This window comes from Carnobacterium sp. 17-4 (assembly GCF_000195575.1).
Classification (GTDB): domain Bacteria; phylum Bacillota; class Bacilli; order Lactobacillales; family Carnobacteriaceae; genus Carnobacterium_B.
In genome coordinates, this window is the sequence record NC_015391.1 from 1,711,982 (window position 1) to 1,733,825 (window position 21,844).

The 21,844-nt window shown below is 35.3% G+C and carries 19 protein-coding genes; 3 read left to right on the top strand and 16 right to left on the bottom strand.

Annotated features, from left to right (window positions below):
- Nucleotides 1-258: 258 nt before the first annotated feature.
- The 5 genes from CAR_RS08205 to CAR_RS08225 form a co-directional block, all read right to left on the bottom strand.
- Nucleotides 259-1,602: a hemolysin family protein gene (locus CAR_RS08205; protein WP_041556455.1), complete on the bottom strand. Its 1,344-nt coding sequence runs from the start codon at nt 1,600-1,602 to the stop codon at nt 259-261.
- Nucleotides 1,603-1,693: 91 nt separating this feature from the next.
- A complete protein-coding gene (gene pbp4, locus CAR_RS08210; protein WP_013711250.1) occupies nt 1,694-3,739 on the bottom strand; it encodes a penicillin-binding protein PBP4(5) in 2,046 nt (681 codons plus the stop codon).
- Between the two features lie 19 nt (nt 3,740-3,758).
- On the bottom strand, nt 3,759-4,472 hold the full coding sequence (locus CAR_RS08215) for a hydrolase (protein ID WP_041556457.1): 714 nt from the start codon (nt 4,470-4,472) through the stop codon (nt 3,759-3,761).
- Nucleotides 4,473-4,620: 148 nt separating this feature from the next.
- Nucleotides 4,621-5,259, bottom strand: coding sequence for a glycoside hydrolase family 73 protein (locus tag CAR_RS08220; protein ID WP_013711252.1), 639 nt, complete (start codon nt 5,257-5,259; stop codon nt 4,621-4,623).
- A 42-nt stretch (nt 5,260-5,301) separates the two neighbouring features.
- Nucleotides 5,302-6,093 (bottom strand): M15 family metallopeptidase, encoded by a 792-nt coding sequence (locus CAR_RS08225; protein ID WP_013711253.1) that lies wholly within the window; start codon nt 6,091-6,093, stop codon nt 5,302-5,304.
- Between the two features lie 148 nt (nt 6,094-6,241).
- Here CAR_RS08225 and CAR_RS08230 point away from each other — a divergent pair, with 148 nt between their 5' ends.
- Nucleotides 6,242-7,255, top strand: a complete 1,014-nt coding sequence (locus CAR_RS08230; RefSeq protein ID WP_013711254.1) for a PTS sugar transporter subunit IIC — start codon at nt 6,242-6,244, stop codon at nt 7,253-7,255.
- A gap of 109 nt (nt 7,256-7,364) precedes the next feature.
- On the opposite strand, the gene CAR_RS08235 is transcribed toward CAR_RS08230, so the two are convergent.
- Nucleotides 7,365-7,820, bottom strand: a complete 456-nt coding sequence (locus CAR_RS08235; RefSeq protein ID WP_013711255.1) for a VOC family protein — start codon at nt 7,818-7,820, stop codon at nt 7,365-7,367.
- A 225-nt stretch (nt 7,821-8,045) separates the two neighbouring features.
- Nucleotides 8,046-8,564, bottom strand: a complete 519-nt coding sequence (locus CAR_RS08240; RefSeq protein WP_013711256.1) for a hypothetical protein — start codon at nt 8,562-8,564, stop codon at nt 8,046-8,048.
- Nucleotides 8,565-8,770: 206 nt separating this feature from the next.
- Here CAR_RS08240 and CAR_RS08245 point away from each other — a divergent pair, with 206 nt between their 5' ends.
- Both CAR_RS08245 and CAR_RS13095 read left to right on the top strand, forming a co-directional pair.
- A complete protein-coding gene (locus tag CAR_RS08245) occupies nt 8,771-9,739 on the top strand; it encodes a Gfo/Idh/MocA family protein (RefSeq protein WP_013711257.1) in 969 nt (322 codons plus the stop codon).
- Nucleotides 9,740-9,909: 170 nt separating this feature from the next.
- A complete protein-coding gene (locus CAR_RS13095) occupies nt 9,910-10,242 on the top strand; it encodes a hypothetical protein (protein ID WP_013711258.1) in 333 nt (110 codons plus the stop codon).
- 8 nt (nt 10,243-10,250) lie between these two features.
- On the opposite strand, the gene CAR_RS08250 is transcribed toward CAR_RS13095, so the two are convergent.
- From CAR_RS08250 to CAR_RS08290, 9 genes are all read right to left on the bottom strand, one after another.
- The gene (locus CAR_RS08250) at nt 10,251-11,228 is read right to left on the bottom strand and encodes a DUF1002 domain-containing protein (RefSeq protein WP_148229406.1); all 978 of its coding nucleotides are present in this window, start codon (nt 11,226-11,228) and stop codon (nt 10,251-10,253) included.
- A 667-nt stretch (nt 11,229-11,895) separates the two neighbouring features.
- Nucleotides 11,896-13,299 carry a glycosyltransferase family 2 protein gene (locus CAR_RS08255; RefSeq protein ID WP_013711260.1) on the bottom strand — a complete coding sequence of 468 codons (1,404 nt, stop codon included), beginning with the start codon at nt 13,297-13,299 and terminating at the stop codon, nt 11,896-11,898.
- A complete protein-coding gene (locus CAR_RS08260) occupies nt 13,296-14,336 on the bottom strand; it encodes a HEAT repeat domain-containing protein (protein ID WP_041556459.1) in 1,041 nt (346 codons plus the stop codon). The genes CAR_RS08255 and CAR_RS08260 overlap by 4 nt, the downstream gene beginning before the upstream one ends.
- A gap of 46 nt (nt 14,337-14,382) precedes the next feature.
- Nucleotides 14,383-16,197, bottom strand: a complete 1,815-nt coding sequence (locus tag CAR_RS12850) for an HD domain-containing phosphohydrolase (RefSeq protein ID WP_013711262.1) — start codon at nt 16,195-16,197, stop codon at nt 14,383-14,385.
- A gap of 87 nt (nt 16,198-16,284) precedes the next feature.
- Nucleotides 16,285-18,432: a hypothetical protein gene (locus CAR_RS08270; protein WP_041556461.1), complete on the bottom strand. Its 2,148-nt coding sequence runs from the start codon at nt 18,430-18,432 to the stop codon at nt 16,285-16,287.
- 289 nt (nt 18,433-18,721) lie between these two features.
- Nucleotides 18,722-19,381: a CBS and ACT domain-containing protein gene (locus tag CAR_RS08275; protein ID WP_013711264.1), complete on the bottom strand. Its 660-nt coding sequence runs from the start codon at nt 19,379-19,381 to the stop codon at nt 18,722-18,724.
- A gap of 3 nt (nt 19,382-19,384) precedes the next feature.
- Nucleotides 19,385-20,095 carry an ABC transporter ATP-binding protein gene (locus tag CAR_RS08280; protein WP_193352098.1) on the bottom strand — a complete coding sequence of 237 codons (711 nt, stop codon included), beginning with the start codon at nt 20,093-20,095 and terminating at the stop codon, nt 19,385-19,387.
- The gene (locus tag CAR_RS08285) at nt 20,092-20,865 is read right to left on the bottom strand and encodes an ABC transporter ATP-binding protein (protein WP_013711266.1); all 774 of its coding nucleotides are present in this window, start codon (nt 20,863-20,865) and stop codon (nt 20,092-20,094) included. Before CAR_RS08285 ends, CAR_RS08280 begins: the two co-directional genes overlap by 4 nt.
- A gap of 5 nt (nt 20,866-20,870) precedes the next feature.
- Entirely contained in the window at nt 20,871-21,836 is a 966-nt protein-coding gene (locus tag CAR_RS08290; RefSeq protein ID WP_041556918.1) for a branched-chain amino acid ABC transporter permease, read from the bottom strand.
- Between the last annotated feature and the right edge of the window lie 8 nt (nt 21,837-21,844).

Genomic DNA, 21,844 nt, shown 5'->3' on the forward strand with positions numbered 1-21,844 from the left:
TTGGAAAAAAATGTTGCCTTGACAGCTTCTACTCGATATTCTTAGCCCATTTCCATCACCAAATATCAGCTAGAACGCCTCTACTCGTTATTTTCGCCTATCTTATCTAGTAAATACAAATTAGGTAACTTTTCTGTAACAAAATGTGTTTAATATAGAAAATTTTTCGGTAACGAAAAATCACTAACCATTAGTTTGTACCACTATAGATGTGCGACAAAAAAACCTCCGGAAGTTTATCCCTTCTGGAGGTTAAGTTTAATCTTCTTTTAATTCATTTTCTTCATCATCAATGGTGTTTAATCGTTCTACATAAAGACTCACTAATCGTGAACCTTCTACTTTATCGGCTTTTAACAAGTAATTTTCATATTCCACATTGGCGTTATCATCTGGTTGAGGAATATTTCCATATTGGGTAATGAAATAGCCGGCAATAGAATCTACATCGTTTGATTCTATTTCTGTTCCAAAAAACTCATTAAATTTTGATAACTGAGTAGAACCATCTACTAAATAAATACTTTCGGATACTTGTTCAATCATATTATACGTTTCATCGTATTCATCATCGATATCCCCTACTATTTCTTCAAGTAAATCTTCTAACGTCACAATACCAACGACTCCACCGTATTCATCATTTAATACCGCAAGTTGGTTACGCGTGCGTCTTAGTTCATAAAGTAAATCATCAATATGAATGGTTTCAGGAACAAATAAAGCTGGATTTAAAATATCTTTTAGATCAATATCATCGATTTTGGTTGTTCGAGAAGCTTTCAACAAATTCTTCACATGGATAATCCCAATAATACTGTCCTTGTCTTCTATATAAACAGGTACACGAGAATAAGGAATATCTAATAGTTGAGGAATGTTTACTTCACTTCCATCTCTATAATCAATCATAAATGTATCGGTACGCGGAACCATGATCTCTCTGGCCATTTTTGTATCCATGGATAAGATTCCTTTTAGCATAGTAAATTCATCCGGATCAATTGCTCCAGCTAGTTGACTATTTTCTAGGTAAGCACGAAATTCGTCACGCGTTAATTTTTCTTTTTCTTCTGTAAAATCTATTGGTGTTAATTTCTTTAAAATATTTGTTGAAAAAGAAAGTAATCGTACAAAAGGTTTAGCAAATGTTTGTACTACTAGAATAGTACCAGAAGTAGCACGAGCAACCTCTTCAGCTTTTTGTAGAGCTACTTGCTTTGGATATAATTCCCCAAATACAAGGGTTATATAAGATAGCACGATCGTCACGACAAATGTTGCTATTTGTGCCCCACCTGGAATAGTTGATAAATAGGGTTCGAGGCGCGTTGCAAAACTGGTTGCTGCGGATGCACTTGAAAAGAATCCTGCTAAGGTTATGGCTACTTGTATAGTAGCTAAGAAGTTATCAGAGTTGCTTAACAGCTTCAAGATATTCAAAGACTTCTTATCACCTTTAGCTGCCTTTTCTCTTATTTTTCCTTGATCTATCGAAACGAATGCCATTTCTGCTGATGCAAAAAATGCATTAACTGCTGTCAATATAACGATAATTAATATCTGTCCTATCAACGACTGACTATCGGGGTCTGAATTCATTTATCATTGTCTCCTTCAAATTTTTCTGTGTTTTTACAAAGTAGAAATAATATACCACTTTTTTCAACTAATTTCAACTGCTAGTCTTTTACTAGTAAGTACCCATTTTTTCAAGCATTGGAAGCATCGCATCAATTACTGTTCCACTTGATTTCCCTTCTATCATAGATATCATCAAGTAACTGCTGTTTTCAGCATCAAAGGCTAATAAGAAACCATTTGTTTCTGCATCTTCGCCTTCTGTTTCAGCTTCTCTTGTTTCTGCTGTACCCGTTTTAGCTGCAGTTTTTTGGTCAATAACAGCTAATTTATGAGAGGATCCATATTCTTTCTGTACTGTTTGAACTAAATCTTCTTTAATAATCGCTGCTGATTCTGGTGTAACAGCCTGTTTGGACTCAGCTGTTTCTTGATCAGCTGTCAGTTTAGGGTATACAAGGTTTCCATCATTTGCAAAAGGAGTATACGTTACCGCTTGTTGAATTAGATTAAGCAACAATTCACCTTGACCAAATGCGGTATCTGCCAGTAGACCTTCTGAATCTAGTGTGCCACTATTAGATATTTGTGCTGGATTCATTGCAATCGGTAATTTCAAATCTTCACCAAAAATATACTTTGATAAGCCTGCTTCATAGACTTCTCTACCCATTTCCAACGCTTCTCGTGCAAAATAAATATTATCTGAATATGCAAATGCATCTGCTAAATTCACACTTGGAGTATCCTTAACACGAGTTACTTTATAGTCGCCCCAAGAAGCATCTTTTTGCCAAGATAATCCGTCGATTTCCTGAGTCTCTTCTGGAATGATCGTTCCTGCATCTAAACCGATACCCGCTGTGACCACTTTAAAAGTTGATCCTGGTGCATAACCAGCAGCATAACGAGCTAGAAATGGACTCATTGGGGCATCAGCATACGCTTGATAATCCTCTGAACTAATACCACTTGACATCAAGTTCGCATCATAAGATGGTGTGCTGACTAATACTAACAAACTGCCATCTGTTGGATTCATGAATACAGATGAGCCACTCTCGCCTGCTAATTGATCATAAGCTGCTTGTTGCATTTCAGCATCAATGGTTAGTGTAATATCTTCACCATTTTGGACTTCTGTTTCTTGTAATACCGTTTTTAATTCGCTGTCACTTGTTTGGATTTCTATGCGTCCACCCTTTTGTCCTCTTAAACGTTCATCGTAAGTGGCTTCTAAACCAGATTTCCCAATGGTGTCTCCAGTTCTTAGAATGGGATCTTTTTCAATATCTTCTGCGGAAACTTCTCCAACATATCCGATTAAGTGAGCTGCTGCTTCGTTTAAAGGATAGGTACGCGCAGTAACTTCTTGATACACTACTCCAGCAACTTGAGGCAATTCAGCATCTTTAGCCATAGTTTTAAATGGAACAAAACTATCAGGTGTTACCCATCCTTGCTTTAAAAGATTTTCCAATTCTTCTATAGTTACATCATATGTTTCAGCAATTTTTTCTAAATTTGTTGTTTTTTGGTCTTCTTCTCCCAAAGCGGAAGGTTGCATCCCAGCTTGCCAAGAAGTACCTTCTGTTGCTAATGGAGATCCATCTTTATCTAAAATATCTCCTCTTTCGCCGACAGTTGTGATGATAGAAATTTTGTCTGTTGGTTCCATATCAGGGAAAATAAGATGTGTATTCCAATCTACTTGATACTCATTTTCAGTTTGAGATAACGTTGTTTCATAATTTTTTTCATCTAACGAGCCTAAAGCCGTCTCCATATTAACGGTATAAGACAATGTATATTGATCCGTTTCTTCATCTTGTGCAAGTTTCAAATCAGATACGGTTAACTCCGCTGCTCCTATACCCCCGTATACTGTTTCATACCGCTCAGCCATAGTTTTTTTTGTATAATCAATTTCTTTCAATGATTCTTCTGAAACTACTTGGCTCATAGCTGGATAATCTTGTTTTTCTAAAGCCGCAATGAAGGTATCTGCTGTTTTTTGAGCAGCCTTTTCATCTCTTGCTTCAGTCCAGGCTGTATACCCTATGATTCCTCCACCAATTACTAGAAGAAAAACAATTACGATACTTATTATTGCCCATAACGGAAGTTTCTTGCCTTTAGTGTTGTTCCGATTTTTCATTTCTACACCAACCTTTTCTTTATTCTTTCTCTTCTAACTCTTGTCGCCGCTCATAATTCATTTCTTCTTGACCTCGGTATTTCTTCATTAATTCACTAAATAATTCTCCATTGCTTGGTGGTGTATATGTAATCGCATTCGCGCCAGCAGCTATGGTTTCTTTTATACTCTCATCTGTTGGTCCACCTGTTGCAATTATGGGTACTTTAGGAAATTTTTTACGTATTTCACGTACAATATGTGTTGTGCGTGCTGCTCCACTGACATTAAGAATGTCTACTCCAGCGTCCAGTTTTGATTGAATATCCGAAAACTCAGAAACAATAGTTGAAATAATTGGAATATCCACTACTTGATCTATTTCTTGATACGTTTCTGTGGGCGTTGGAGAATTAAGCACGACTCCAATACAGCCATGAGCTTCAGCAAATAAAGCAATGTTTGCCGAACGATGACCATTGGTAATGCCTCCACCTACTCCAGCTAGAACAGGCATACTTGCTACATTGGTAATCCCTTGAATAATCGCTGGATGAGGTGAAAACGGATATACTGCAATAACAGCATCAGCATCGTTATTCATAATAATTGCAATATCAGTTGTAAATATTAACGAACGAAATCTTTTTCCGTTTATGATAATGCCACTAGCTGTATCAATAATTTCCGGCACAGACACATAGTGTTTTCTTAAATCAGTAGTGATACTAGGAGATCCTTTTTTTTCTTCCATTCTTTTCACCTCATTAGTTAGTTTCATAGTCCTTATTTTAACGAATGTCTATTCTAAATGCTACCATTCTATAACTTTATGAAGCGATTTCTTTCTCTATAAGATGAAGACTTGATTCATTCTCATAGAAGGAACCAAGTCTGTCTTTTTAATCATACTGATTTAAGTTGTATTGTTCGATTAACCGAATCAGTTTTTCTGGATAGTCTGGATCAGTAGCATAGCCACTTTCTTGTAAAGCGTAAGCAGCTTCTTTGTAATCTGCTGCTGCTAAGACTTTCGCATATTGATCCTCATTCCATGTTGTTCCCTTAGTAAACAATTCAGAGTGGTCTTCCATAGACTCCTGCCAAGTTGCGTATTTTCTGAAATCTGCTTTAATTTCAATCCATTCTCCATCTACATACTCTTTGGTCGTCATCGTTGCAGTCGGTTCTAAACTGCTGCCTTTAATTCCATAATAATTATTATTTTTAATCGAAAGTTCACTATTGCCCCAATCTGATTCAAGTATAGCTTGAGCAATACTGATACTCGGCAATACTCCATACTTTTCTTGCAGCACTTTAGAATAGTCTGCAATTTGAACAATAAATTGTTCTTCATCTAAAGTCTCCTCTTGCGTCATGTGTACTTCTGAGACTTCTTGACTTAAGAAATAGAGTGTACCCAGGAAGATAAATACAAAAATAAAAAGAGTCATCAAGATATAGCTAGGAACGATTTTTTTTGTATTCTTGCGTTTAGTTGTTTTGTAGACTTTCTTTTTTTGCTTTTTAAGGGGCACATCTTTCTTCCTCTCATTTAAAAAAAGTTCACGAAACTAAGATTATTTACCAGCTTCGCTTAATAAAGCAACGTATTCTTCTAAAGACAACTCATAGTTTTTCATGTAAGCTGCGTTCTCTTTTCCAACATAACGAAAATGCCAAGATTCATATTCAATTCCTGTTTGTTCTTCCTTTCCTTTAGGGAATCGAAGAACAAATCCATATTCAGCTGCGTGTTCAACTAACCACTGTTGAGATTCTTGAGTATCAAATTCAGCAATCAATCCTTTTCCTGAATTTAGCCACTCTGTATCCATTACATCAATTGCAAGGCCTGTATGATGCTCGCTGCCACCAGGTATAGCAATATAATCTTCCGTTAACTTGATTGCTTCTTCTTTTGAGTTTCCCTGATCTAGGTACTCTTGAATTCTATTATTGTAATTTGTTGTTTGCAAATCAACGGAACGGAATGTGGAAACAGCTACGATTTCATGACCTGCTTCTTTTCCAGCCTCAGTCATCGCAGTATAATCTTCAATAATTCGTTGGTCTACCAGTAACCCATTTGACAAGGCACTTAAAGGTCTTTCAATCGATTCATCTATTTTTGTCCAGTTATTGACTAATTCTAGATTCCAATCTTCTGTTGAGACGTCTGGCAAAGCATCTAGCATTGCTTGATGTTCTGCTTCTTCTGCTAATTTTTGTTCTTCTTCTGGTGTTAAAGAAACACTTGAAGAACTCGTTTCTGCAGATTGACTAGATTGTACGGATGCTTCTTGGTTGAATTGTTCACACCCTCCTAATATACCTGTTGCTATCAGTAGTAGTGCTAAATTTTTCTTCATTTTTTAAAGACTCCAATCTACTTTTACTTAATGTGATACATCAAAAATACACTATGATGTGAAGTTAGTGTACTTTTGATTTTACTCCTTTATAATAACATTAATACCGATTAATTTTAACAGTAAATCTTTTTTTGGAGGATTATGAATGAAAAATGAAACATTAACAGATCACCTTTACAAAGCATCCCAAGGTATCGCTGCTGCTGTAGTGGTAACTTTAGGTATTGGACTGTTGATTCAAAGTATCGGAGAATTGTTGGGTTTTTCCACGCTTGTTACGATTGGTGCGGTTACAAAGACTTTGTTGATTCCTGGTTTAGGTATTGGGATTAGTTATTATTTAAAAACCGATATTCTAACATTATTGAGTGCAACTGCAGCCGGCGTTATCGGTGGACGTGCATATATTTTTTCCGATGGCATACTTTCTTTAAAAAGTGGTGAACCTGTCGGCGCTTTAGTTGCAATTGGTATCGCCATTGCAGTGGGTACCTTTATATTTAACAAAACGCGATTTAATATGATTCTAGTACCATTTGCAAGTATCTTAATCAGTGGGATAGTGGGTTACTTTTTGTCTGCCCCAATCGCCTATACGCTGAATAACATCTCTTTACTGATTACTTCTTCTGTAGCTGGCTTTCCACTTTTATCTTCAATGGTTTTAGGACTGATTTTCGGCCTACTTATTTTATCCCCGGCTTCATCTGCAGCCATTGCACTCGCTTTGCAGTTGGATGGTTCCGCTGGAGCTGCTGCTTTAATTGGATGCAGTGTGCAATTCACAGTCTTTGCTTTTCTCAGCTTGAAAGATAATGATGCCGGTACATTTCTAGCTCAACTAATCATTACACCAAAACTTCAAACAGGAAATATTCTTAAACATCCCAAAGTGGCATTGTTCCCACTAATTCTTGGAACGCTATTAGCCCCTGTGGGGGTTCTGATATTTGGTTTGGAAGCTTCTGCTGAGATTGCAGGGATGGGATTATGCGCTCTAGTAGCTGTTTTTGGTATCGCTTCTTCTCAAGGAATGGCTGCTACTTTTTATTATCTATTCGTAGTTGTTGTTTTACCAGCTCTTTTAACTCTGCTATTTAAACCATTTCTTATCAAATCAAAACTTCTAAAATCCAATGATTTAAAAATTACGATTTAATTATTAAAGAAGAGGTTGGGATAAAAATCCCAACCTCTTCTTTATATAATTTTCTATCAACTTTCATTTACTAGACTTTTTTATCCATAACATTTCTTTTTCAATCGGTTTATTCAGCTTTATCCATCATTCCGGGCACAAAGGTCGAAATCTGCCATTCAACTCCAAACCGATCAACAACATTTCCAAATAAAGGACTCCAAAATGTTTCCCCAAGTGGCATCGATATCTTCCCATCTACTTTCAATTGGTCAAATACCTCACGAGTTTCCTCTGCTGTTTCATAAACTAAAGTAACAGATATGTTGTTGCCTTGCTTATAACCGGCTTCACCTTCAAGTGGGTTATCAGAAAACATCAAATAGCTTCCATTTGTAAGCTGCAAGGTTGCATTCATCACTTTATTTTGAATTTCATCAGGCAGGACGGGGTTATCTGGGTGCGGTGGCATATCCTTGTATTTACTCATATCTAAAATCTCTGCTTTAAAAACCGTTGCATAAAAATTCAACGCCTCTTCTGCATTACCATTAAATAACAAATACGGATAAGAATCAATCAACATGCGAAGCCCTTCCTTCTTTATCTATTTAACAATTTAAGAATAAATCATTTCATTGCTGTGGTCAAAAGAAAGCGCTCCAAAAAACTGAGCATGTCAAAGCTTAAGCTAGATGTAAATAATAACCCACTACAATAAGTCTAAAGTAGTGGGTTATTATTTAGTTGTATCATATACTTGTTATATTTGAGTCTCTTTCAAGCCACTAAGCATCCTTTTTTAGTTGAGCTACGCATCCTGAATATTTTGGTTGAACCATTCTAATAAATTTGGTTTATCGGTTTTTATTTGTTGTTGGATAACTCCAGGTAAACGCAATTCAATGATGTCTTTGTAACTCCAAAAATCGTACTCCACTTCAATTCTAAGAATAGTCGTATTCTGTTTTCGATGGTGTTCAGTCAATTGTTCTTCCGCTTCTTTTTTAAATTCAAGCTCAGCAATACCACTGTTTACCCACTTTTGTGCTACATGAAATTTAATAGCTACATATTCATTAACTGGATTGGCTTTGACTTCTGGAAAAAATGTAGCATTTCGACAAACTTTTTGAACCAGCATCCATTCATAGTCTGTAAATAGTCGCGAAATCTTATTCATATTTTCAGGTTTTAACCCTTGGTTACCTTTCTTCCATCGGTCCCAACTTTGTGGCGAAATGCCTAATTGTGAGGTGTAAAAAGCTTTTTCGCTAACAAACTGCTCCTTTATAGCTCTTAAAACAATTTCTACTAACGCTTCATGCATCTTAATCATTCCCCTTTCAATTAATAAATCTATCAAATAAGTGCTACCTTTATTTTACACCTATTACGTTAACTTTCAAATTTGAATGCCTTAGTTCTATAGGTTTTCTATAAAAAATAGTTCTGGCTGCTTTCTTCTTTCAATCCAGTGTTTTTCAATGGTAGAATAGAGTCATTACTGATTAACTAAATTTTAGGAGGCTTTCTATGAAAAAATTAAATTGGGGGATTTTAGGTTTAGGTCAAATTGCAACTGAATTTGCGGAGGCGTTTGATGTTGAGAATGCCGTACTTTATGCTGCTGGTTCACGAAATGATGAAAAAGCAGCAGCATTTGCCCAAAAACATGCGATTGAAAAATCATACGGTTCATATGATGCACTACTAGAAGACCCATCTATTGATGTTGTTTATATTGCTACACCACATAGCCATCATGCTGAATTGATTTTAAAAAGTTTAGAACATGGCAAACATGTTTTATCAGAAAAAGCCATCACCATGAACAATGGTCAATTAACTCAAGCTATGAAGTTAGCTAAAGAAAAGAAATTAGTATTAGCAGAAGCAATGGTCATTTACCATATGCCCCTTTACCACAAACTAAAAGAAATCGCTCAAAGTGGATCCCTTGGAAAGTTAAAGATGATTCAGGTTTCATTCGGAAGTTTAAAAGAAGAAGATCCAACCAATCGTTTTTTTAACAAAGATCTTGCTGGTGGAGGTTTACTAGATATTGGAATTTACGCCCTATCGTTCGCTCGCTTCTTCTTATCTAGTCAACCCAAAGAAATTCATACAACAATGAATTTTTATGAAACAGGTGTGGATGAACAATCGGGGATTTTATTGAAAAATGATCAAAATGAATTGGCTACTATTTCTCTTACCTTTAGAGCTAAAATGCCCAAAACAGGAATTGTTGCTTTTGAAAATGGTTTTATTACAGTCAATGATTTTCCTCGTGCAGACAAAGCAACATTAACTATGCCAGATGGTTCAGTGGAAACCGTTGAAGCTGGGGATACCAAGCAAGCTATGAATTATGAAATAGCTGATATTACCAACATGATTTTGTCAGATGGTCCAAATCCATCACTTGCTCTTACACATGATGTAATGGAAATCATGGATACATTAAGAAAAGACTGGGGACTTCACTACGATTTCGAATAAAATTTCTTAGTTCTCTCTTTAATATAAAAAAGTTTACTTCATTAAGACCTATTTAAAAGTTAAATATAGAAATACAAATAAGCAATTTTGTAATTTCAATCCTTATTCTGTCTAATCAAACGGAAGTAGACTCTGAGCTAATCGAATTAACCCTTGTTGCATCAACTCAAATGGAAATCGACTCTGAGCTAATCGAATTAACCCTTGTTGCATCAACTCAAACGGAAATCGACTCTGAGTTAATCGAACTAACCCTTATTGCATCAACTCAAACGGAAATCGACTCTGAGTTAATCGAACTAACCCTTATTGCATCAACTCAAACGGAAATCGACTCTGAGTTAATCGAACTAACCCTTATTGCATCAACTCAAACGGAAATCGACTCTGAATGTGTTAAAAAAACCTTATTGCGTCTACTTAAGTGCAATAAGGTTTTTTTATTGGTCGAACTAAATATTTATTTTTTTTGTGCCTATTTTCCTCTTAACGAGCTCGTTTAAACTACATCTTAGTTAAATAATCCTACAATAGCATTCCATATTTGACTAAAGAAGTTGCCGACTTTATCCACTAGGCCGCTATCTTCAGCTTGCTTTAAGGCGTCTCCGAATCTATTTTGAACCGTTTCAGATAAGTTTTTTAATTGTTCTTTTACTTCTGCCGAATCAATGGCACTTGTTTGTTGGTATTTTTCAAATAAAGCCATTAATTGATCAATTTGATCTTGTGTAACAGCATTTTGCAAATTATTTTTTTCTAACGCTTCATTAATGATGCGTTCAACATCTTCTTTCGTAGCTAGCTCGCCTTGCTGCTCTTTTAATTCTGCTAAACTTTGTTTGATGTCAATGATCGCTTGATCAAATTTAGCAGTATCAAATTCTTCATTACCCTCATTTTCTTGTGCAATATCATTCGTTGTTTCTAATTCATCTTGTGCTACTTCCATACGTTCTTGGTCTAATTCTTCTCCATTAACGTCAAACGCTTTGTAAATACCAGTTAAGGCACTTTCTCCTGTAACCTTGCTGACACTTGCTACTTCGATTTTCACGTCGGTTACTCCTGCAGTAATAGCAGCATTTGCATATTGATCTTGTGTAATTTGGCTAATGTTTTCTGGAGTGACAATTTCAACATCAACACCTTCACCAGCATCTTGTTTTTGTACCAATACAGATGAAATCATGCTGGACGTATTTCCGGAACCATCACCTAAATAGTTTATCAAGTCTTGACCTGTCACGCTTCCGACAGCTACATTTTCTGGGTTTTCAATTCCTAAAAGGTCTTCCGTTTCTGTTATTTGATTTTCAGATAGTCCACCGCCATAGATGAAAGTCGGTTTACCCCATTTTTCATCTACTACTGTTGTATCGATACCGTTCGTCGTTGCACTAGCAGATTGCGGCATAATAAGTAAAGAAGCTCCCAATAAGCTCATTGATGCTAAAGCTGTTAATCCAATTTTTTTAAACTGTGTCATTTTAAAACCCTCCATCACATTTTTTTGCTTATTTGCAGTTACTAAATTTATTCTTATAGCCAGTATACCTAATTATTCTTAAGATTTATCTAAGCCTTTAGACCTAAATAATGAAACAAAAAAATGATCCAGGAAATTCTCCCAAATCATCTCATACCTTTCAAGCTATGTGCAAGCATTACCCCTCCAAAGCAACTTTATGAAATAATGTAAATAATTGCTGTTCAAAAAATTGTTAGGTTTATTTGCTCTATGTGATCGCTATGTACCTTTAGAATAGCAAACTCTTCTAAAGTTGTCCAAACAAATTTTAATACTTTCTTAATTTTTTACAAAAAGCTGTCCAACCGGTTTTCAAAACGATTTATTCCTAAATTGAATTCAGTGATAAATAGCATAAGACTAGTCTTTTTCATACCTATTCCAATTTGGATTAACTCAGTCAAATTTCTGTCACTTTTCTAAAAATATTTAAGGTACTGATATTATTATGTGTCTAGGTTTTCCATAGAACAGTTAAGCCATAATACAATTTCTACCTGGTTTTTTAGCTTGATACGATTTCATATTCGCTTGATTAATAAAATCACTCAAAGTTTCATTGTCAAATTCTTTAATACCACTACATACCGGCCGACAGAGTCCTTTTTCTTAAGCTTTTTGCGTTTTATTGATTTTTTATTTTTGAATCAAAGTTTTTGCGCTCGATCGTTCCCCATTGTTTACTGCCTTTGCTGTAATTAAAGAATGCTTTTACTCTCCACCACACCGTTAGCTGACGGTAATAAAACTGTTCTAAAATACTTACCATAAATAACAATAAAATATCCTTCAAATTGCCATAACGTTTATAAGAGATTTCTTCAAATAAAATGGCCGAATAAGAAAATAGAATTCCCATCAAACACGTTACCAAAAAGATAAGTGCCACAGTTGAAGAAAGAATATTCAAGTAAATGGCTAATGCCATAACAATATATCCGACCATCTCAATAACTGGTCCCAATAACTCTACTAAAAAGAAGTACGGCATAGAAGCTAGTCCAACAGAACCGTATTTAGGATTGCTTATCATTTTTCGATGTCTATTCAAAGAATCAAATAGCCCTCTGTGCCACCTTATCCGCTGACTTTCCAATCCTTTATAGCTGTCAGGTGCTTGTGTCCAACAAACTGCATCTGATGCAAAACCAATGTGATATGGTTCACCGGTTTGGCGAAACTTTTCATGTAATCTTAAAATAAGCTCCATATCTTCTCCGATCGTTCTTTCAAATCCTCCAACGTCTAATACGGCGGATTTTTTGAATAGGCCAAATGCTCCTGAAATGATCATCAATGCGTTGTATCGCTGCCAACCGATACGACTAGTTAAAAAGGCTCGAAAATATTCAATAACTTGAAACCGTTCAATCATCTTTTGAGGTACTTTAGTTTTAACGATCTGCCCATCTTTTATGTCACTACCATTTGCAATCCGAACCATTCCACCTACTGCAATCGTTTCTTCATGTTTAAGAAATGGCGAAACGATTCGCAACAAGGCATCTTTTTCAATGATACAATCCGCATCGATCGCACAAAACAACGGATACACTGACGCATTAATACCTGCATTTAATGCGTCTGCTTTGCCACCATTTTCTTTGTCTAATAAAATCAAATCTGAATATGTATGTGATTTATAAGCTTGTCTGATAGGAGTTGTTTCAATTTTCATATCGCTATCTAGTTCTACAGGATATAAATCAAAAAACTGAATGAGCTTATCCATTGTCTGATCAGTTGATCCGTCATTAACGACGATCACTTCAAATTCTGGGTAATCTAACTGCATAAAAGAGTGGACACTGTCCACAATTGTTTGTTCTTCATTATAAGCAGGCACTACAATAGAAATCGGTTTAGTATAATGAGTAACACTTGTAATATTTGTTTGAATAATTCCAACAAATTCTCTTAATCGTTTCCAAGATACAACGATAAGAATAAGATACAAGGCTGTAACGGTAATGGAATAGCCTAAAATAAATAAGCTGTAAAAGTAAATGAATTTTTCTATCAGTATCACTTAGTTTCACTCCTTTTGGTTTGTAGTTGTGTCAGTTGATCAGCATTTTCCAATACCTCAACTTTCTGATTAATTATGGCATTATCTGGATAACGTTTTTTCAAGGTGTTCATAGCATTATGGCGTACCCACCAGTTTTCGTCCTTTAGCATATCGGTTAATAATTTCAGCTCACCAGGTGCATTTAATAATGAAAGATTTTTTGATACTACTGCCCGTACTTGCCAATCGGTTTCTTTTAAATACAGTTCTTGGAAAAATGGAAAGTAAAATTCATTTTCGCTTGCAGCCAATGCATGAATAGTGGCTATCCGAACTTCTTTTGATCCTTCTAAATAAGGCAAGATTTGGTTTGCCAATAAAGAATCTTGTTTCTTTAGACGATTCTTTAAAACCAATAATAAGATGACTTTATCTTTGTCCAATGTAACTTTTTCTAAGAAATGAAGAATAGTTTTAACATCTATATGCAGATGGTTTAACATATCAACTATACGGTCTCTCATAATAGATGATTTTAATAAAGATTCGATATAAATCGGAAGCTCCTTTTCTGACAAAGGCAACAATGAAAGAGCATAAAAAGAGTTGTATCCAATTTCATAATTTTTACTCGTTGTCCCCTTCATTAAGATAGGGAATGCTTTATGGAAACCGAGCTGACTAAACAGCTGTATATGCCGCAAAGTTAACTTTTTTGAAGCATCTTTTATTAATTCATCCAAAAAACCTAACTGTTCTAGTGTCCACAAACTATTTTTAACTGTTTCAGGTTTTTGAGCATAGCTCATAAGCGAATGAAAGACTGCTTTTCGTTCTACCTTAGTTTTAAAAAAGAATAATCTTTCCATCAGCTGACTTGGATCCTTGATCATTCCTTTTACGATTGGTTTGATTTGTTGGTGAGCTTTTTGATAGCTTTTTTTATTTAATCGATCTTTTTGATTAATGATAACCGTAAAAAGAACAATGAATAGGTTGATGCTGACTAAACTAATGATTCCCACCCAGGCGATATTAGCCAGTAAATTGTTCATGGTATCTCTCCTGTCTTCTGACTTTTGGCACAAAATTCACGAAACTTTATTCTTCTAAACTTTTTAAGAAATATGCGACAATTTCAGGATCAAATTGGGTTCCTGAATTTTTTTTCACCTCAGTAATAGCTTCTTCTTGGGACATAGCTTTACGATAAGGGCGATCTTGTGTCATTGCATCGTAAGCATCCACTACTGAAATAATGCGCGACAATAATGGAATAGCGTATCTCGTTAATCCATCTGGGTAGCCCTTTCCATCTGAACGCTCATGGTGATGCAAAACAGGTAAAGCAATGTCATCTAATCCCTGAATAGACTTAACAATTTGATACCCAATAAACGAATGTTTTTTCATTTCAGCCATTTCTGCATCTGTCAGCTTGCCTGGTTTATTCAAAATGGCATCATCAATACCAATTTTCCCTACATCATGCAGTTCTGCCAATAAAGCTAACTCATCCATTTGATAAGATGACAATTTCATAACTTTTCCAACTTTTCTAGATAAGGTAACGAGTCTTTCTGCATGTTCCTCAGTAAACTGGCTTCTAGCTAACAAAGTTGTTTTAATAGAAGTTAAAAGAGCATTTCGCATGCTATCCTGGTTGAGCATCTTTTGTTTATCCATATAATCTTGAGCATTGTTGATCACTTTTTGAATGTCAAAATCTATGGTGTACTTTGTCTCATACCCAAAAGCAAGATTGATCGCTGCTTGGTCTTTATTTAATTGGTTATTGTGCTTCTTAATCGCATCCTGAATTCTTTGAACGTACCAATAAGCCTGCATACTATCAGTATTTGGCAATAAAATACTGAATTCATCTTCACCATAACGAGCAAGATGTGCATTTTTTGGAATATTTTCACTAAGAACTCTTGTCACTGCTTTTAATAGTTGGTCTCCTTCACGATGACCATATTGCTGATTAATTCTTTTTAGCCCGTTGATGTCTCCCATAATGATAGACAAGGGCAGATATTTTTCACTATCATAAGTAAATTTCAACTTTTCAAACTTTATATGATTGAATAATCCCGTTAATGGATCATGAAACGTTAAGCGATTGATTTCTGATTGCTTTTTTTTTCTTTCTGTAATATCAAAAAAAGTTAATATTCCTCCAAGTAAGGCTCCATTACTTATTTTTGGTGTTACAAAATATTCCACTGGAAATAAAGTTCCATCCATTCGTGTAAAATAGGCCAGATCTGAGTGACTTTTTTGTTTTTTGTTCAGGTTTTCGAGAATATCCTGCGTAACGGTTGTTTCTTCTTGTGATAAGACTTCTTTGGTCAAATGATCAAATATTTGTTGACCAACCAGCTCTGATTCTTCCTTGATCCCTAATATTTCCATACAACTATGATTCAAAAACGTACATTGTCCTTTCAAATCTATCCCACAAATCGCTTCTTCTGTTGAATCCAGTATCAAACTTAATTTATTTTCTGATTGTTTCAAATCTTCTTGTGCACTGTATTTCTGTAATACTTCAGTTGTTGATTCTGAATAGGCTATAGCAGCATGTTCTTTTTCAAACGAAAAAATTTGGACGCGGTAAAACTGATGTGTTACTTCAGAATAGTAGTCCATCTTATCATGTCCTTGTTTTTTTTCTGCTTTTCCACCGGCTTTTAACCATCGTAATGTTTTCAAAACTTTTGGTTCAAAAATTTCTGATACTTTTTTCCCTACTAAATCCTCTTTTTTCATCCCAATTAAACATTCATATGCAGGGTTTATATCTTTATAGATCCCATCTATAACGTTATCATCACTATCTCTAATCAATTTAAAGTAAACAAAAGCATTCGGACTTGCATGAACTATATCTGCATAAAAAGATGGTTTCATAATTGTTCTCCCCTTATACTTCACTTGATTCTTTGTGAAGGTGTCGTAAAAATATCCCCGTACTCTTTTGACAATTATTTCCTAATCTTATTTATCATATTCTAGAAAAGCTTCTTTCAACAAGTAATACGATGGTTTTAATCGTTCGTGATACGTTGGTAGCTCCCATGATTCCCATGAATAAGGTTCCATCATTAATTCACTAGACTCAGTATATCCTTTTTTTACTAAAGCTGCTCCTAAATAAATATTTTCTACACCAACTGCTTCAACGCCTTCATTTTGATACAAATCCCCTATAATTTGTTTAGTCGAAGGATCCATGACATTCAATAACTGCCAAGGCAAAGCAATTTCAACGATACCGTCTTTTACTGCAAAATCGGTCAATGAGTTATATTCTTCATGTTCCGGATTTCCATCTCCTAATACTAAAGCTCCCGTTTCATAATTTGAAAAAGGAATGACATCTTTTGTTTGAGGCAATGTTAATTTAGATGATAAAGCATGATGCATAGGATTAAATAACCCTGAATTCTTTACTGTGTAATCCGGTTGCTTCTCGATCAATTCCAATTGTTCTGCATATTGGTAATAATAAGAGTCATAATACGCATCTACCATAATGGAGGATTCAGTCGCTCCGTTTATTTTTACCAGAAAATCAGCTGGTCGAGAAAACGCCAATGAACCATCTACTGTTTCACTATTTCCTTGATCCTCTTTTACATCGATTGCAATAAATAATTGATCTTCTTCAAGCTTAAAATCCTTCGCTTCTGCTTTTATATACAAGTATTTTTCATCTGATTTTACTGAAATGGTCGTCTCTTCATTTTTAGATAGCTGATCCTCTTTACTCCAATCAGAATCATCTCCATCAACGTAGACTACGCTTTTTTCTTCTCCTGGATCAAAAGCAAGCAGCCCAAAATGTTGCTCATTAGTCTGAGTATTAGACCAAAATGGACGGCGATCTGGCAAATCAAAATCCATTGTGTTCCAAGTTCGTTTAAACCATTCATCTTGCCACGTAAATACCAGCCCGCCAAAATAACCTTCATCGTGAATATCCTTCAACATATTTATTAGCATTTCTCCTTGTTCGGTTTCCTCAATTCCGCCTTGGTTAAACCCAGAGTACAGACTTTCATGAGCTTTCCCCCGCGAAGCCGGTATACCAAATTCAGCTACCATAACTGGCACACTATGTTCCTTGATTAAGTCTCTTAAATAAGCTTTATAAGTGTTGACGCTACCGTCTTCATTTTTCACTTCAGCATACTCAGGCTGATAGTTCAGAAATTCAGGATAATAAGGATAGACGTGATAAGAAGCAAACAATCCCGTTTCTAATTGATCTGTGCCTTTTATATGCTCTGTATTTACTACTGCCATGTCTTCTTTCTTATCCGGTTCATTAGGATGATCCAACATATCAGTCGTTAACCAGTTGGTATAGCTCAGTGGCCGAATAGTCTGGTACTCTTGAGCTTCGTAAGATAAGATAGCATCTCCGGCTTCCGCTAAAAACACTTCAAACGGTGAAGCCCCTTCTGTATATAGGTAATCTCCTTCAAAAGCAGTCTTTTCCGGGTTCGCTTCATTTGTTCCGTTGACAAAATACGGATCCCACTCCACACCTAATATCCAACCTATAACATACTGAGAAATATCTTTTGTGTATTCTCCATCAGCATAACCGGCTCTTTTAGGTAAGGTTGCTTGACCGTGTAATACATCCACTATCTCTGTGGCATCCTTTATGAAGTCTTTTTTTATTTTTTCATCTTCTGCATAGGCATTGTTCAATTCTGCAATATCTGCTTCATTCAAGTATACACCGTGCATTATGTATATCGGGTCTTTATTATTCAAGTTAAACTCATACAAAGCCTCATAAAAAGCTGGCTTTAAAGTCGTATACACCCGGATAATATTCGCATTCATATCTTTGATTTGCTGAAACCAGCGTAAGTATTCTTCTTTTGTAATGGCTACTTCGCCTGGAAATGTCCCAGGTTTTGCAGCTCCCATATTGACACCCGTTAAGAATTTTGTGGCCCATTGACCCTCTTCATAGACATAAAATTCTTTTCCTTCAATTTTTGCTACATAAGAAAGGCCACTTTCAGATTTATATTCTTTTTCTTCAGTTTTATTCATAAAAAGAATACCTCCTACAACGCCTAATAGAACAACTGCTAATCCAACTATCAGCCATCTTTTTTTCATCTTTTTATCCCCTTTAGTCATTTCCTCACTTAATTTACTAGTATTTGCTATGTTTTCAAATGATTTGTTTCTCTCATCTTTTATGTATAGAAAAACCACCTATCTAATTACTATACCCGAAAGACACTTTTTAGGATAGAAGATTTTCATTAGGTTTGAATCCTAATCCTGAATCAATGTCTTACCATTATTCTAGCGCTATTAAGAATCAAACTACCCTCAAAAATTAGGACTAATTTTTGAGGGTAGTTTGATTTTTTCTTAAATTTATTTTAGTGCTATTTTACTATTATTCAGTCTTTTTTCCTTCTTTATAAAGCGCTGAACTAATGGTATATCCGCTTGTCGTTAAAATTTCCTTTATCGCTTTTGTATCTGAACTGTCCATTTGAATAATCACTTGGGTAAAATGATCTTTTCGATAAACAGCAATTTGATCGATACTTATTTGAGCTTCTGATAAAATATTCGTAATGTCCTCAAGAATTCCTGGATGATCTTCCGGAATATCAATTACAATACGGCTACCTTTATTGTTGTATCCCATAATATCAATAAAAGCGCTAAAAATATCTTTATCCGTGATGATGCCGACAATTTCATTTCCTTCTTCTACTACTGGCAATACGCCAATTTCTTGGTCACGCATACGAGCTGCAGCTTCTTCTAATAAATCATCTGCATGAATCGTAAGAACTTTTTTTTGCATGATGTCGCCAACTTTAGTTTTAGTCAGTAAGTAATTCATTTCATGAATACTTAAACTTGTTGCTGTAGAAGGAGAGTTTTCTTGAATGATTTCTTGAGTAACCAAACCGATCATTCGTCCATCTTTCACTACAGGCAACCGATGAAAGTCATTTTCTTTCATAATATCAAGCGCTTCTAAGACTTTTGTTTCTTCTGAAACGGTCACAACAGTTGATGTCATATAACTTTTTACGTCCATTCCTTAACCCCCCAAATAAGCTTTTTGTACTTCATCACTCGCTAACAATTCTTTACCTGTACCGGTTTGTACAACTTTACCTGTCTCTAAAACATACCCGCGATGAGCAATTTCAAGTGCTACTTTTGCATTTTGTTCAATCAATAACACCGTTGTTCCCTGTTTATTAATCATTTGAATGATATTAAAAATTTCTTTAATAAAAAGCGGTGCTAATCCCATTGAAGGTTCATCCAACAATAATAATTTTGGTCTAGACATTAATGCCCGTCCCATGGCAACCATTTGTTGTTCTCCACCAGATAGGGTTGCTGTATCTTGTTTTTTACGTTCTTCTAAGACAGGGAAACGATCAAAAACCATTTTTAAATCTTTTTGAATCTCACTTTTGTCTTTTCTAAGAAAGGCTCCCATTTCTAAGTTCTCCATAACAGACATGCCTTTAAATACATGTCTTCCTTCTGGAACTTGAGAAATACCCAACTGAACGATTTTGCGCGTTGTGTCTTTTTGTATAGGACGATCGTTGAAAAAAATTTCGCCTGATTTTGGACGATGCAAACCAGAAATAGCTTTTAAGACCGTTGATTTCCCAGCACCATTAGCACCAATCAAAGAAACGATTTCTCCTTCTTGGACTTCAAAATTAATTTCTTTAGTGGCTTGAATCACACCATAATAAACGGATAAATCTTTTACTTTTAACATGTCTATTCACCACCTAAATAAGCTTTGATAACAGCTTCATTGTTCTTGATTTCCTCAGGTGTTCCATGAGCAATCATTCTGCCGTATTCTAATACATAAATCCGTTCACAAACGTCCATAACTAAAGACATATCGTGTTCAATTAATAAGATCGTAATTTTGAAATCTTTTTGAATTTGTCGAATCAATGATGTCAAATTAGCTGTTTCTTGAGGGTTCATTCCAGCAGCGGGTTCATCCAAAAATAAAATTTTAGGTTTAGTAGCTAGTGCTCGAACGATTTCTAATCTTCGTTGTTCTCCGTAAGGTAAATTCTTTGCCAATTCCTCTGTTTTTGTTTCTAAACTAAACAATGCTAACAGTTCAAGGGCTTCTTCACGCAATTTTTCTTCTGAATGATAATATGCCGGCGTTCTAAAAATACTAGCCAAAGTTCCTACTTTGTTTTTTTCATGCATACCAATCAAAACGTTATCTAATACAGACAAATCTTTAAACAATCGAATATTTTGAAACGTTCTGCCTAATCCCATAGATGTGATTGTGTACGTTTTTTGTTTGATCAACGAAGTTTTCTTACCGTCTACTTCTAGATCGATCACTCCCTCAGTTGGCTCGTAAACCCCTGTTAACAAATTAAATAGCGTTGTTTTTCCGGCACCATTTGGACCGATCAAGCCAACTAATTCGTTGTTCTCTAATTCCATATTCACCATAGAGACAGCAGACAGCCCACCGAAATTTTTGGTTAGTTGTTTAACTTCTAGTAAACTCATTCTGCTCACCCCTTTTTCATAGAAGATTTTTTATTCTTGCGGTCTAGTAATTTTGAAATAGTAAATTCTTTTGTTCCTAATAATCCGGATGGTTTAAAAACCATAATGGCTACTAGTGCAACGGAATAAATAATCATTCTCAACTGCCCAAACGGCTGCAAATAAACATTGAGTATCCCTAATACGATAGCTGCAACAACACTTCCTGTCATACTGCCTAATCCACCAAAAACAACAATAATCAAAATATCAACAGATTTCATAAATGTAAAATCTGATGGACGGATAACGCTGAAATAAGAAGCATGCAATCCACCCGCTATTGCTGCTGAAGCTGCTCCTAAAACAAAAGCAATAATTTTGTATTTAGTTGTATTAATCCCCATTGATTCTGCTGCAATTTCATCTTCACGGATAGAAATCGTTGCTCGTCCTGGACTACTTTTAATATAATTTATTAGTATGATCATAGAAATGATAATGAATGCAAATGTGATTTGCCAATTGGCAATAAAGGGAATCCCGCTTAATCCCGCTGCTCCATTTGTTACTTCATCCATATTTAAAATAACGATTCGGATAATTTCCGCTACACCTAAAGTAGCAATCGCTAGATAGTCCCCTTTTAATCTTAAGGTTGGAATACCCACTAATAAGGCTACTATGCTTGCTACTACAATTCCTAATAGAATTCCGCCAATAAGACCAAGTACAGTAGGGTATTTAATGCTGATGATTCCAGTACAATAAGCACCAATGGCCATAAATCCTGCATGACCCAATGAAAACTGACCAGAAAAACCAATGATCAAATTCAATCCTGTTGCTAAAATGATATTGATTAAAATAGTCATTAGCGTAATTTCATAAAAAGCATTGATGATTCCCGTAGTGGTCCCTATTTGAATGAGGGTATAAATGGCTGCAATAAAAATGAGCCAACCAAGATTTTTTTTATTAAATTGTTTCATTTTTATCA

Excerpts from the sequence above, each read along its gene's own strand:
- CAR_RS08205 (WP_041556455.1), bottom strand. The coding sequence starts at position 1,602 with ATGAATTCAGACCCCGATAGTCAGTCGTTGATAGGACAGATATTAATT.
- pbp4 (WP_013711250.1), bottom strand. The coding sequence starts at position 3,739 with ATGAAAAATCGGAACAACACTAAAGGCAAGAAACTTCCGTTATGGGCA.
- CAR_RS08215 (WP_041556457.1), bottom strand. The coding sequence starts at position 4,472 with ATGGAAGAAAAAAAAGGATCTCCTAGTATCACTACTGATTTAAGAAAA.
- CAR_RS08225 (WP_013711253.1), bottom strand. The coding sequence starts at position 6,093 with ATGAAGAAAAATTTAGCACTACTACTGATAGCAACAGGTATATTAGGA.
- CAR_RS08230 (WP_013711254.1), top strand. The coding sequence starts at position 6,242 with ATGAAAAATGAAACATTAACAGATCACCTTTACAAAGCATCCCAAGGT.
- CAR_RS08235 (WP_013711255.1), bottom strand. The coding sequence starts at position 7,820 with ATGTTGATTGATTCTTATCCGTATTTGTTATTTAATGGTAATGCAGAA.
- CAR_RS08240 (WP_013711256.1), bottom strand. The coding sequence starts at position 8,564 with ATGCATGAAGCGTTAGTAGAAATTGTTTTAAGAGCTATAAAGGAGCAG.
- CAR_RS08245 (WP_013711257.1), top strand. The coding sequence starts at position 8,771 with ATGAAAAAATTAAATTGGGGGATTTTAGGTTTAGGTCAAATTGCAACT.
- CAR_RS13095 (WP_013711258.1), top strand. The coding sequence starts at position 9,910 with ATGGAAATCGACTCTGAGCTAATCGAATTAACCCTTGTTGCATCAACT.
- CAR_RS08250 (WP_148229406.1), bottom strand. The coding sequence starts at position 11,228 with ATGACACAGTTTAAAAAAATTGGATTAACAGCTTTAGCATCAATGAGC.
- CAR_RS08260 (WP_041556459.1), bottom strand. The coding sequence starts at position 14,336 with ATGAACAATTTACTGGCTAATATCGCCTGGGTGGGAATCATTAGTTTA.
- CAR_RS12850 (WP_013711262.1), bottom strand. The coding sequence starts at position 16,197 with ATGAAACCATCTTTTTATGCAGATATAGTTCATGCAAGTCCGAATGCT.
- CAR_RS08270 (WP_041556461.1), bottom strand. The coding sequence starts at position 18,432 with ATGAAAAAAAGATGGCTGATAGTTGGATTAGCAGTTGTTCTATTAGGC.
- CAR_RS08275 (WP_013711264.1), bottom strand. The coding sequence starts at position 19,381 with ATGGACGTAAAAAGTTATATGACATCAACTGTTGTGACCGTTTCAGAA.
- CAR_RS08285 (WP_013711266.1), bottom strand. The coding sequence starts at position 20,865 with ATGAGTTTACTAGAAGTTAAACAACTAACCAAAAATTTCGGTGGGCTG.
- CAR_RS08290 (WP_041556918.1), bottom strand. The coding sequence starts at position 21,836 with ATGAAACAATTTAATAAAAAAAATCTTGGTTGGCTCATTTTTATTGCA.